At 67.1% G+C, this 12,755-nt stretch carries 11 protein-coding genes; 6 read left to right on the forward strand and 5 right to left on the reverse strand.

Annotated features, from left to right (window positions below; translation table 11 throughout):
- Positions 1–2: 2 nt before the first annotated feature.
- The 4 genes from LDB29_RS20405 to hmgA are packed head-to-tail and all read right to left on the reverse strand — an operon-like array spanning position 3 to position 3,644.
- Positions 3–368 (reverse strand): Rieske (2Fe-2S) protein, encoded by a 366-nt coding sequence (locus tag LDB29_RS20405; RefSeq protein WP_025549493.1) that lies wholly within the window; start codon positions 366–368, stop codon positions 3–5.
- Positions 365–1,009, reverse strand: a complete 645-nt coding sequence (gene maiA, locus LDB29_RS20410; protein WP_044661090.1) for a maleylacetoacetate isomerase — start codon at positions 1,007–1,009, stop codon at positions 365–367. Before maiA ends, LDB29_RS20405 begins: the two co-directional genes overlap by 4 nt.
- On the reverse strand, positions 1,006–2,307 hold the full coding sequence (gene fahA / locus LDB29_RS20415) for a fumarylacetoacetase (RefSeq protein ID WP_044661089.1): 1,302 nt from the start codon (positions 2,305–2,307) through the stop codon (positions 1,006–1,008). The genes maiA and fahA overlap by 4 nt, the downstream gene beginning before the upstream one ends.
- Positions 2,304–3,644, reverse strand: a complete 1,341-nt coding sequence (gene hmgA / locus LDB29_RS20420) for a homogentisate 1,2-dioxygenase (RefSeq protein ID WP_025549488.1) — start codon at positions 3,642–3,644, stop codon at positions 2,304–2,306. The genes fahA and hmgA overlap by 4 nt, the downstream gene beginning before the upstream one ends.
- Positions 3,645–3,722: 78 nt before the next feature.
- Between hmgA and LDB29_RS20425 the strand changes: the two genes are divergently transcribed.
- Positions 3,723–4,184: a MarR family winged helix-turn-helix transcriptional regulator gene (locus LDB29_RS20425; RefSeq protein WP_257557499.1), complete on the forward strand. Its 462-nt coding sequence runs from the start codon at positions 3,723–3,725 to the stop codon at positions 4,182–4,184.
- A 129-nt stretch (positions 4,185–4,313) separates the two neighbouring features.
- On the opposite strand, the gene LDB29_RS20430 is transcribed toward LDB29_RS20425, so the two are convergent.
- Entirely contained in the window at positions 4,314–5,210 is an 897-nt protein-coding gene (locus LDB29_RS20430) for a LysR family transcriptional regulator (RefSeq protein WP_099186545.1), read from the reverse strand.
- 100 nt (positions 5,211–5,310) lie between these two features.
- Between LDB29_RS20430 and LDB29_RS20435 the strand changes: the two genes are divergently transcribed.
- From LDB29_RS20435 to LDB29_RS20455, 5 genes are all read left to right on the forward strand, one after another.
- Entirely contained in the window at positions 5,311–5,919 is a 609-nt protein-coding gene (locus LDB29_RS20435) for a TetR/AcrR family transcriptional regulator (RefSeq protein WP_025549485.1), read from the forward strand.
- A 348-nt stretch (positions 5,920–6,267) separates the two neighbouring features.
- Positions 6,268–6,645 carry a hypothetical protein gene (locus LDB29_RS20440; protein WP_025549484.1) on the forward strand — a complete coding sequence of 126 codons (378 nt, stop codon included), beginning with the start codon at positions 6,268–6,270 and terminating at the stop codon, positions 6,643–6,645.
- 4 nt (positions 6,646–6,649) lie between these two features.
- The gene (locus LDB29_RS20445; RefSeq protein ID WP_025549483.1) at positions 6,650–7,900 is read left to right on the forward strand and encodes an efflux RND transporter periplasmic adaptor subunit; all 1,251 of its coding nucleotides are present in this window, start codon (positions 6,650–6,652) and stop codon (positions 7,898–7,900) included.
- Positions 7,901–8,112: 212 nt separating this feature from the next.
- Positions 8,113–11,310 carry an efflux RND transporter permease subunit gene (locus tag LDB29_RS20450; protein ID WP_044661086.1) on the forward strand — a complete coding sequence of 1,066 codons (3,198 nt, stop codon included), beginning with the start codon at positions 8,113–8,115 and terminating at the stop codon, positions 11,308–11,310.
- A gap of 8 nt (positions 11,311–11,318) precedes the next feature.
- Positions 11,319–12,740 carry an efflux transporter outer membrane subunit gene (locus tag LDB29_RS20455; RefSeq protein WP_373278218.1) on the forward strand — a complete coding sequence of 474 codons (1,422 nt, stop codon included), beginning with the start codon at positions 11,319–11,321 and terminating at the stop codon, positions 12,738–12,740.
- The last annotated feature ends 15 nt before the right edge of the window (positions 12,741–12,755 follow it).

Raw genomic sequence — 12,755 nt, forward strand, 5'->3', positions numbered from 1 at the left:
TATCAAACCGCCGTCACGATCATTCCGTCTTCGACCGTCACCGGCCAGGGGATCAGCGCAGCGCCCGCGCAGGGGCCGCCCAGGCATGCGCCGTCGGATGGCGCGAAGAGGGCGCCGTGCCAGCTACAGGCGATCAGGGCGCCGTCCGGCGTCAGATAATCGTCCAGCTTCTGTGCCAGGGGCAGGCCCATATGGGGGCAGCGGTCGACATAGCCGCGGACTTCGTTCCCGATGCGCAGGACGAAGCCGTGAAAGCGGCCCTTGCGCATCTGGATCACGAAATTGCGCGCCTTGCCGTCCGCTATGCTGTCGAGCGGAGCCAGGGCCACGCCCGGCGGGGTCGCGGTCAGCCGTTCGTCCTCGCTCATGGATCGGCGTCGGGCTGGACGGACGGATGGGCCATTGCAAAGGCGTCCAGCGCCCGCGCCTTTTCCCCCGCCGCGACGAGGGCGGGAAAGGCGGACAGGTCGACATGGAAGCGCTCCGCCGAATAGAGTTGCGGCACCAGATAGCAGTCCGCCAGCCCCGGCCGATCGCCAAAGGCGAAGCCCCGGCCATGGCGCATCACCCATGCCTCCAGCGCGGCGAAGCCGTCCGTGATCCAGCGGGCGATCCATGTGTCGAGGGCGGGCTGGTCCGCGCCGAAATCCTGCTTCAGCGCCTGAAGGACGCGCAGATTGTTGAGCGGATGGATGTCGCAGCCGATCAGCGCCGCCATGGAGCGCACGATTGCCCGCCCCTCCGCATCGGGCGGCAGCAGGGGCGGTTGCGGCCAGCGTTCCTCGATCCACTCCAGAATGGCGGGGCTTTGCGTGAACGCAAAACCCTGCGCCTCCACGGCGGGGACCAGCCCTTGCGGGGACAGGGCACGATAGTCCGGTTCCCGCTGCGCGCCGGTGCGCAGGTCGTGCGTGACCTGATCATAGGCCACGCCCTTCAGGTTCAGCGCGATCCGTACGCGATAGGAGCTGGTCGAACGCCAATAGCCGTGGAGGGTGAGCGCGCTCATCGCGCCGGCTCGATCAGGGCGCGGCATTCCCCGAAGCCGATGGGGACATAGCCGTCCGCCCGCGCCACCGCCTTAAGCGCCAGTTCGTCGCCATCCTGCAAAAAGGCGCGTTCCTCACCGGTCGGCAGGAGGATCTTCGTCTTGCCGCCCTCGGTCAGTTCCATGAGGCTGCCATAGCTGTCCGGCGTCGGGCCGGAGAGCGTGCCCGTCCCCAGCAGGTCGCCGGGATTGAGGTTGCAGCCGTTGGACGCATGATGGGCGACGATCTGCTGCGCGGTCCAGTACATGGAGGAAGCGGGGCCGCGCGAGAGGCGCATGGGCGCGAGGCCCTGCGCCCGCATGTTTGCGCTCGACAGATGGACCTCCAGATCGACGGACAGTGCGCCATGGGCCTGATCCTGTTCGTCCCACAAATAGGGCAAGGGTTGCGGGTCGCCCTGCGGCCTTGGAGGCTGGGCGATGCGGAAGGGGGCCATGGCCTCCGCCGTCACGACCCAGGGGGAGATGGTGGACTGGAAATTCTTGGCCAGGAACGGGCCCAGGGGCACATATTCCCATGCCTGGAAGTCGCGCGCCGACCAGTCGTTGAGCAGGCAGAAGCCCGCTATATGGTTCGCCGCCTCGGCAATCGGCACAGGCTCCCCCAGCGCATTGCCCGCGCCGATCCAGATGCCCAGTTCCAGCTCATAATCCAGTCGTTGGCTGGGCCCCACCACCGGAGCATCGGCATCGGGGGCCTTGCGCTGGCCCTGCGGGCGGATCACCGGCACGCCTGACGGCCGGATGGAGGATGCCCGTCCATGATAGCCGATGGGGACATATTTATAATTGGGCAGCAGCGGATTGTCGGGGCGGAACAGCTTGCCGATATTGGTGGCGTGGTGAATGCCGACATAGAAGTCGGTATAATCGCCTATCGCGGCGGGCAGGTGCAGCGCGCAATCCGCCGCCCGGTGCAGCAGGGGTTCGACGGCGTGGCGCTGTCCTTCATCGCTGAAGAGGGCGCTGAGCCAGCGGCGCAGCGCCAGCCGGTCCGCCGCCGGGAGCGCCATCAGGGCGTTTAGGGTGGTTCCGTGCAGGACGGCGGCGGCGGCGGCGGGAAGCAGGCCCGCTTCGGCGGCGGCGCGCAGGTCGAAAATCCGCTCCCCTATCGCGACGCCCGCCCGCGCCGCGCCGCCGGGGGGCGAGAAAATGCCGTAGGGCAGGTTCTGGACCGGGAAGTCGGGATGGCCATCGGCTCCCTCGACCCAGCTCGACCGGGCGGGATCATGGGTTTCGTCTATCTGCGGGAAGCTCATGCCCCCTCCTCTTCTCTTGAGCCGGCCCCTTGCGGCAGTTGCGCCTTGGTGAAGCCGGACCAGCAATCGTCATAGTCCAACTGGCCCAGCGGCGTTTCCATCGCGAAGCGGGTCGGGCGAAAGGCGAAGCGGCTTTCGAACATGAAGGCCATGGTGTCGCTGATCCGGTGCGGTTTCAACTCGGCGGCCAGCGCGCCTTCATAGCTGGCCTTGTCCGGGCCGTGGCCCGCCATGCAATTGTGCAGCGACGCGCCGCCCGGCGCGAAGCCGCCTGCCTTGGCATCATAGACGCCGTGGATCAGGCCCATGAATTCGCTCATCACATTGCGGTGAAACCATGGCGGGCGGAATGTGTCCTCCGCCACCATCCAGCGCGGCGGGAAGATCACGAAGTCGCAATTGGCGGTTCCCGCCCGGTCGCTGGGGGAGGTCAGCACGGTGAAGATCGACGGATCGGGATGGTCGTAGCTGACCGTGTTCATCGTGTTGAACCGGCGCAGATCGTAGCGGCAGGGCGCGAGATTGCCGTGCCAGGCCGCCACGTCGAAGGGGGAATGGTCCTGCGTCGTCGTCCACAGCTGGCCGGCGAATTTCTGGACGATTTCGTGGGGGCTGTCGTCATCCTCGAACCAGGCGGCGGGGGTTTCGAAATCGCGGGCGTTGGCGAGGCCGTTGGCGCCGATGGGGCCGAGGTCGGGGAGGCGGAACAAGGCCCCGTAATTTTCGCAGACATAGCCCCGCGCCGTTCCGTCGGGCAGGTCCACCCTGAAACGCACGCCGCGGGGGATCAGCGCGATCTGTTCCGGCGCGACATCCATCACGCCCATTTCGGTGGTGAGGCGCAGCCTGCCTTGCTGCGGCACGATCAGCATTTCGCCGTCGGCATTGGTGAAGGCGCGCTTTTCCATCGGGCGGTTGGCGGCGTAGAGATGGACGGCCAGGCCCTCGCCCGCCGCCGGATCGCCCGCGCCGCAATAGCTGATGAGGCCGTCGAGGAAATCCACCGATCGTTCGGGGAGCGGCAGGGGGTCCCAGCGCAGGCGGTTGGGCGTCGGGGGGGCTTCGTCGAAGGGGCCGCTGCGCAGGAGGGTTTCGGCCTCATAGGGGCGGTAGGGCGGGTGATTGGCCGCGGGGCGCAGGCGGTAGAGCCAGCTTCGCCGGTTTTCCGCACGGGGCGCGGTGAAGGCGGTGCCGGACAATTGTTCGGCGTAAAGGCCATAGGGGGCGTGTTGCGGGGAGTTGCGGCCCACCGGCAGGGCGCCGGGCGCCGCCTCCGTCGCGAAATGATTGCCGAAGCCTGTCAGCATGGCGGCTGCGGATGGCCTGCTCTCTCCCATTTCGGCGCGACTCCTGTGGTATCAATTGTTACCATCATAGCGCTTTGCCGATGAAGTATCAAATGTTACCAGTTGTGGATGACCGCCAAGACGCTGCGCCTCGATCAGTTCATTCCCTATCGCCTGTCCTTCACGGCGGCGTTGCTGAGCGACACCATCGCGCAAAGTTATGAGAGGCTGTTCGGGATCAGCATTGCGGAATGGCGGGTCATTGCCTGGGTGGCGGAGCTTGGCAGCGTTACGCAGCAGCAGATCTGCGCCCGGAGCCGCATGGACAAGGTGACGGTCAGCCGGGCGGCGATTGCGTTGAGCGGGCAGGGGATTGTCCAGCGCCTGCCCAATGCGGAGGACCGGCGGTCGCATCTGCTGGCGCTGACGGAGGAAGGGCGGCGGTTGCATGGGGCCATCGCGCCCAGGGCGCTGGAGCTGGAGAGCGGGATATTCTCGCATTTCAGTGCGGAGGAGGTGGAGGCTTTTGTGGCTATGTTGCGGCGGATCGATGCGATTGTGTTGGGGGAAAGGGAGGAGGAGAGAGGATAGTCCTTTTACCCATCGCCTCAGTGAGATGCGTCCACTTGAGGTTTAGGGCGGGGCCTTTCAGAACGCTCCGCTTGGGAGGCCCAATGGATGCTGAAAGGAGTTCAGCATGACGGGGAGTGGGGGCGCTCCTTAAACCGCCTCGCTCCGTCCTGAAATATCCCGGGCCACGGTCAGGACCGCTTGCGCCAGCGGGCCCAGCGGGGCGCGATCGGAAACGATGACGCCGATGCGGCTCCCCTCCTCCGCGTCCGGCAGCGCGAAGGTGCGCACCCAGTCCAGACCGTCGAGCAGCATCGCATGGCTGTCCGGCACGATGGAGCAGAGCCGCCCCTGCCGCACCAGCGCGAACAGGGCGACATAGCTGTCCGCCGTCACCACCGGGCGCAGCGCGAGGCCCCGTTCGCCCAGCCGGGCGTCCAATATGCGCCGGTTCTGCATGCCCTGATGGAGCAGGCACAGCGGCAGGGCGGCCACATCCTCCCAGTCCGGCGGGCGCTTTTCATCCAGCACGCCCCGCGCCGCCACCAGCATGTAGCGCTCGACATAAAGGGGCGCGGCCAGCATGTGGGAGGGCGGCTCGAAATCCAGATAGGTGAGGCCCGCGTCCAGTTCGAAGGCGGCGAGCTCCCGCTCGATCTGGCGCGAGGTCAGCGCCCGGACCGAGATGTTGAGGCCGGGATGCCGCTCCAGCAGCGCCTCCACCAGCGGGCCGACGGCGGGCATGGCGGCCGGGATCGCGCCCAGGCGCAATTCGCCCTGCAAGGGGCCCTTGGCGACCGCCGCCGCCTGCATCAGATTGTCCGCCGCCGCGACAAGCTGCTGCGCCCAAGGGAGGATCGCCCGGCCCTCCTCGGTCAGCCCGGCGTAGCGGCGGTTGCGCTGAATCAGGCGCTTGCCGAGTTGCGCCTCCAGCGCGGAAATGCCGGCCGAGAGCGTGGGCTGCGAGACATGGCAGGCAGCGGCGGCGCGGGCGAAATGCCCTTCCCTCTCCAGGGCCAGGAAATATTGAAGAAGGCGGGTCTGCATGCGCGCTTTACTCTCTTTTTTCCGGCTGATAGGGCAAAGTGGCGCTCCGTAGAAGCCGGGTCTGGACGATGGGCGCAACTCTCACTATATACCGCTCGGTATGGAAACACAGACTCAGACAGCGAGGGGACGCCCGAGGGAGTTCGATCCCGAAGAAGCGCTCAGTGCCGCGCTGACCGTCTTTTGGCGGCGTGGCTATGAAGGCGCGTCCATGGCGGAACTGACCGAGGCGATGGGCATCACCAAGCCCAGCCTCTACGCCTGTTTCGGCAACAAGGAATCGCTGTTCCGCAAGGCGCTCGACCTCTATGAGCGCGACAAGCTGTGCTACATCAAGTCCGCGCTGGACGAACCCACCGCAAAGGGCGTGGCCGAACGGCTGCTGCGCGGGTCGCTGGCGATCCAGACCGGGACGACCGATCCGCATGGCTGCCTGGGCGTGATCAGCGCGGTCGCCTGCGCCACGCAGGCCGAGTCGATCCGCGACGAGGTCATCGCCCGCCGCGCCTCCTCCGACGCGGCCCTGGTGGCGCGGCTGGAACGGGCGCGGGAGGAAGGCGACTTTCCCGACACGATCGAGCCGAAGGCGCTGGCCACCTATCTGACCGCCGTGGTGCAGGGCATGGCCGTGCATGCGAGCGCGGGGATGTCGCGTGAACTGCTGGAGCAACTGGTGGAGACGACGCTGGCCGTCTGGCCGGGGAAGTGACGGAAAACCGGGCTTTCCGGAATTCCATACCGAAAAATTACCAAACGGTATAAAAAGCCTGTTGACCCTGCTGCTGCACCGCATTATATACCAGTCAGTATTGAATAGACCTGCTCTCCAAAAGAGGTCACATGATGCGGACGTTTCTCAAATCCTGTCGTCGCTGACGACCTGACGCGACCAGCCCAACAGGGCGGCGCGACCTGACCATCATTCCATTGTTCGACGCGCGGCCCGCCGGTCGCGCGGCGGAGAGGTTTTTTTTCCACGTTCGGCCGGGATGGCTCGCAGCGGACGACGATGCGTCGGCCCGATTCCCGGTTGCGCGTCATGCACAGGGGAATTGCCATGGCATTTCTGCAACTTGCCACGCTGGCCGAAGATGGCGGAGCGATTGGCGTCAAAAGGGCGGCGAACGCCGGTTTCGCGCCCGTCGAATGGCAGATCATCCAGCTTGCGCGGGGGGACGGCCTGTCGTCGCTGCGCGCGCCGGACCGCTGGGACCGGGTGAAAAGCTGGATATTTGGGGAGCGGGCCAATCCGCGCCTTGCCAACAAGCGGCTGGAGAGCCTGCGCCGTCTGGCGGTCGACGCCTGGCATCGCGGCTATGCGGTCCGTCCTTCCTTCCTGAAGGCCTTTTTGAAGGCCGGATTCAACGAGGGCCAGCTCGAAACGCTGCTGGCCAGCATCAGCGCGCAACGGCGCTTCCAAGGTTCCCGGAGCTGACACCATGAACATGCACACCCCCATCGACGTCGACACCAGGTCGGCCACCCCCCTCGCCCGCTGGCGAAAGCGCCATGTTTCGCTGGGCGTGATCGCGCTCGCCATCCTGGGCGGCGTGACGTGGAAGCTGATCGACAGGCCCGAGGCGCAGGCCGCCGCCACCCCGCTGGTCACCGTGGGCGTCTCCGCCCCGCTGACCCGCGCGGTGACGCAGTGGGACGATTATGTCGGACGCTTCGCGCCCAGCCAGACGGTCGAGATTCGTCCCCGCGTGTCGGGGTCGGTGACGGCGATCCACTTCAGGGACGGCGATTATGTGAAGGCGGGGCAACTGCTCTTCACCATCGACCAGCGGCCCTTCCTGGCGGCTCTGGCGGAGGCGAAGGCCAGCACGGCGAGCGCCCGCAGCGCCTTGCTGCTGGCGCAGAATGATTATAGCCGCGTCCAGCGTCTGACGGGGGATGAGGCGGTTTCGGCGAGTGAAGTGGACTCGCTCCGGTCGCGGTTGCAGGCGGCGCAGGCCGCGCTGGCGGGGGCGCAGGCGCGGGAGCGGCAGCGGGCGCTCGACATGGAGTTCACGCAGGTCCGCGCGCCGATTTCGGGGCGGGTTTCGGACCGGCGGGTCGATATCGGCAATCTCGTCTCGGCGGGCGAAGGGGCGGGCGCGACATTGCTGACCACGGTCAACAAGCTCGATCCCATTTACTTCAACTTCGATGCGTCCGAGGCGCTGTATCTGAAGTCGCAGCGCGACAGGGGCGCTGGCGGGGCGGTCGAGGTGCGGTTGCAGGATGAAGCGGATTATCGGCACAAGGGGCGGCTGGACTTCACCGACAATGGGCTCGATCCGCGTTCGGGGACGATCCGGGTGCGGGCCGTGTTCGACAATCCGGACATGTTCCTGACGCCGGGGCTGTTCGGCAATATGCGGCTGGCCAATGGCGGCAAGGTCAATGCCTTGCTGGTGCCGGATGAGGCGATCCAGTCCGATCAGGCGCGCAAGACCGTGCTGGTGGTCGGGCGGGACGACAGCGTCGCGGCGAAGCCGGTGGAGCTGGGTCCGGTGGTGGACGGGCTGCGCATCATCCGCGCGGGGCTGACGCCCGGCGACCGGGTGATCGTGTCGAACATTCAGGCGGCCATGCCGGGTGCGAAGGTCGCGACGAAGCCGGCGGCGATCAAGGCGGCTCCGGCGCCGGTTGCGGCGGTGGATGCGGCGGCGCCGGTTGCGGCGCAGGCGACCTTTGCGCGCTAAGGCATCACGCCCTCCCCGTTCGGGCTGAACCTGTCGAAGCCCTGCACTTTTCCTTGAAGAGAAGTGAAGCCCCCTTCGACTGCCTGCAAGGCAGGCGCTCAGGACAGGCTTCGACAAGCTCAGGGCGAACGGAGGCAGAGGTAGGAAATCAAGCTGAAACGCGCGCTCCCCGGATCGCGAACCCCTTTTCACGCCATCGAGGAATTCGTCCGATGCGCCTCTCCCGTTTCTTCATCGACCGGCCGATCTTTGCCGCCGTGATCGCGGTGATCATCACCGTGGTCGGCGCGATCGCCTTTGTCGGTCTGCCCGTTTCGCAATATCCGGACATCGTGCCGCCCACGGTCACGGTGTCCGCCCAATATCCCGGCGCATCCGCCGAAACCGTCGCGTCCACCGTCGCCGCGCCGATCGAGCAGGAGATCAACGGCGTCGACGACATGCTCTACCAGAGCAGCCAGTCGACCGGCGACGGCAAGGTCACGATCACCGTCACCTTCAAGGTCGGCACCGATCTGGACGCCGCGCAGGTGCTGGTCCAGAACCGCGTCGCCGTCGCCATCCCGCGCCTGCCCGAAGAGGTGCAGCGGCTGGGCGTCGTCACGCGCAAGACGACCCCGGAATTCCTGATGGTCGTGAACCTCCAGTCGCCGGACGGGACGTTCGACCGCGATTATATCTCCAACTATGCGCTGACGCAGGTGCGCGACCGGCTGGCGCGGCTGGACGGCGTGGGCGACGTGCAGCTTTTCGGATCGCGCGACTATGCGATGCGCATCTGGATCGACCCCGACCGCGCCGCCGCGCTCAACCTGACCGCGGGCGAGATCGTGCAGGCCCTGCGCGCCCAGAATGTGCAGGTGTCCGCCGGTTCCATCGGCCAGCCCCCTTATGATCGCGGTGAAGCCTTCCAGCTTGGCGTCGAGATGCAGGGCCGCCTGACCGAGCCGCAGCAGTTTGCGGACATCGTCATCCGCACCGATGCGGACGGCCGTCAGGTCCGGGTGGGCGACGTCGCCCGCGTCGAACTGGGCGCGCAGGATTATGGCATCAACACCTATCTGTCGAACAAGCCCACCGTCGTCATCGCGACGATGCAGCGCCCCGGCTCCAACGCGCTGGACGCGGCGGAGAAGGTGAAGGCGGAGATGGAGCAGCTTTCCAAGCGCTTCCCCAAGGGGCTGGAATATAGCGTCATCTACAATCCGACCGAATTCATCGCCCAGTCCATCGACGCCGTCTATCACACGCTGTTCGAAGCGGTGATCCTGGTCGTGCTCGTCATTCTGGTCTTCCTCCAGAACTGGCGCGCGGCGGTCATCCCGATCATCGCCATTCCGGTCTCGCTGATCGGCACGGCGGCGATCCTGGCGGGGCTGGGCTATTCGCTGAACAATCTGTCGCTGTTCGGGCTGGTGCTGGCCATCGGCATCGTCGTCGACGACGCCATCGTCGTGGTCGAGAATGTCGAGCGCAATATCGAGCATGGCATGTCGCCGCTGGAGGCCGCCCGCGTGTCCATGGATGAGGTGTCCACGGCGCTGATCGCCATCGTCCTCGTCCTGTGTGCGGTGTTCGTGCCGACTTTGTTCATCACCGGCATTTCGGGCGCTTTCTACCAGCAGTTCGCCGTCACCATTTCGACCGCGACGATCATTTCGCTGATCCTCTCGCTCACTCTGTCTCCGGCGGCGGCGGCGCTGTTGCTGAAGTCGAAGCCCCATGCCCAAAATGGCGGGCATGATCTGGACAATGCGCCGCGCTGGCGCCGGTTGGCCGGGCAGGCGGCCGACCGCTTCAATCGCGGCTTCGACCGGCTGAGCGCTGGCTATGCCCGCCTCACCCGCTTCCTCGTCGCGCGGCCCAAGAAGATGCTGCTGACCTATTCGGGGCTGATCGCCGCCACCATCGCCCTGTTCTGGGTGACGCCCGGCGGCTTCATCCCCGCGCAGGATCAGGGCTATTTCCTGGCCGTGGTGCAGTTGCCCTCCGGCGCTTCGCTGGAACGCACCGACAAGGTGACGCGGGAGGTCGCGGCGAGAATCCTGCCGGTAAAGGGCCTACGCGGCGCGGTGATGTTCGCCGGTTTCCATGGCCCTTCGCAGACGCAGGCGCCCAACAGCGCCGCCATCTACTTCCCGTTCAAGACCTTCGCCGAGCGTCGGCAAGAAGGCGTCACCTATGCCGGGATCATGGAGCAGGCGAACAAGGCCGTCGCCGGTTATGACAAGGCCCGCATCCTGCTCGTGCCGCCGCCGCTCATCCAGGGCATCGGTTCGGCGGGCGGATACCGCCTGATGGTGCAGGATCGTGAGGATCATGGCTATGCCGGGCTGAACAAGGTCGCCCAGGACTTCATCGCCAAGGCGAACCAGACGCCCGGACTCAACATGGTCTATACGCTGTTCGATGTCGGCACGCCCCGCGTCTATGCCGATGTGGACCGGCGCAAGGCCGACCTGCTGGGCGTGCCGCCGGAGCGCGTGTTCGAAGCGATGCAGGTCTATCTGGGCTCCGCCTTCGTCAACGACTTCAACCTGCTGGGGCGCACCTATCGCGTGACCGCGCAGGCCGATGCCGACCATCGCGGCACGGTGGCGGACATTGCCAATCTGAAGACCCGGTCGAACAGCGGGCAGATGGTGCCCATCGGTTCCGTCTCGACCTTCAGGGACAAGACCGGCCCCTATCGCGTGGTGCGCTACAACCTGCTGCCGGCGGTGGAGATCGACGGCGATACCGCGCCCGGATACAGTTCGGGCCAGTCGCTGACGACGATGGAGAAGCTGGCCGATTCCACCCTGCCCGCCGGTTATGGCAAGGAATGGACGGGCGTCGCCTATCAGCAGGTGATCGCCGGCAATACGGCGGGCGTCGTCTTCGCCATGGCGGTGTTCTTCGTCTTCCTGGTGCTGGCGGCGCAATATGAAAGCCTGACGCTGCCGCTGTCGATCATCCTGATCGTGCCGATGTGCCTGTTCGCGGCCATGCTGGGCGTGAACCTGCGGGGCATGGACAATAATATCCTAACGCAGATCGGGCTGGTCGTGCTGATCGCCCTGGCGGCGAAGAACGCGATCCTGGTGGTCGAGTTCGCCAAGCAGGCGGAGGAGGAACAGGGACTTTCGCCGGTGGATGCCGCCGTTCAGGCAGCGCAGACCCGTCTGCGTCCGATCCTGATGACCAGCTTCGCCTTCATCCTGGGCGCGGTGCCGCTGGTGATCGCGAGCGGGGCGGGCGCGGAGCTGCGGCAGGCTTTGGGCACGGCCGTCTTCTTCGGGATGACCGGCGTGACGGCTTTCGGCCTGCTCTTCACCCCCACTTTCTATGTCGTGTGCCGCGCATTGGGCGACCGCTTTTCCCGCAAGGGCAAGGGTCAGGCCCCCGCCGCGCTGCAACCCGCCGAATAAGGAACGGCATGATGATCAAGACACTCCTCCCCCTTCTGCTCGGCGCGTCGGCCCTGACCGCTTGCGCCGCAGGGCCGGACTATAAGGCCCCGGCTACCCCGACCGCTGCTGCCGGGGCCTTTATCGGCGCGGCCAGTCCGGCGGCCAGCACAGCAGTCAGCACGGCGCAGGCCGACGAGCATTGGTGGCGGCTCTACAGCGATCCGATGCTGGACGGGCTGGTGCAGGACGCGCTGAAGGCCAATAGCGACATCCGCGTGGCCGTCGCCCGGCTGGAAAAGGCCCGCGCCCAGTTGCGCGGCGCCCGTTCCGACAGGCTGCCGCAGACGACCCTGAGCGGTTCGCCCAGCTATGGCCGGGCGTCGGCCGCGCAGACGCTGCCGGGGGCCGACCGCGAGAACTGGACCGTCGATGCGGGGTTGAACGTCGCCTATGAGGTCGACCTGTTCGGGCGGGTGAAGCGCAGCATCGAGGCGGCGAAGGGCGACGTCAACGCCGCCGCGGCCGACGCCGACGCGGTGCGCGTGGCGGTGGTCGCGGACACGGTGCGCGCCTATGTCGACGCGACCAGTTCGGCGGAGCGGATCGCCGTGGCGCGGCAGACGGTGGCGCTGCTCGACAACAGCATCCGCATCACCAATGCGCGGTTCGAGGTGGGCCGGTCGGACCGGCTGGACGTGATCCGCGTGACGGCGCTGCGCGACCAGCAGGCGGCGATCATCCCCAGCCTGATCGCGGACCGGGACAGCGCGCTGTTCCGGCTGGCGACGCTGACGGGGCGGACGCCGCAGGAGCTGCCCGCGCCGGTGCAGGACCAGAAGACGACGCCCGGCCTCAGCCAGCCCATACCGGTGGGGGACGGGCGCGCCCTGCTGGCCCGGCGTCCGGACGTGCGGGCCGCCGAGCAGCGGTTGGCCGCCGACACGGCGCGGATCGGGGTGGCGACGGCGGACCTTTATCCGCGCATCACGCTGGGCGGATCGATCGGCACGACGGCGGTGGGCGGCGGCGATATTTTCGGCGGCGGGCCGTTCCGCTGGCTGCTGGGGCCGCTGATCAACTGGGCCTTCCCCAATCAGGAGGCCAATCGCGCCCGGATCGCAGCCGCCAGGGCCGATGCCGACGGGTCGCTCGCGGCGTTCGACGGCACGGTGCTGCAGGCGCTGGAGGAAACCGAGACGGCGCTGTCCGTCTATGCCCATGCGCTGGAGCGCCGCGATACGCTGAAGGCCGCGCGGGAGGCCGCCGGGCGGGCGGCCCGCATCAGCCTTGCCCGGCAGCGGGAGGGGCAGATCGATTTCCTGACCGTGCTGGACGCGCAGCGGACGCTGGCGGCGGCGGAGAGCGATCTGGCGACGGCGAACCGGGTGGTGGCCTTCGCCCAGGTCGACCTGTTCAGGGCGCTGGGCGGCGGCTGGACCAGCAGTTGAGCCCGCAGCGCGGCG

It is taken from the genome of Sphingobium sp. CFD-2, assembly GCF_024611135.1.
Classification (GTDB): domain Bacteria; phylum Pseudomonadota; class Alphaproteobacteria; order Sphingomonadales; family Sphingomonadaceae; genus Sphingobium; species Sphingobium fuliginis.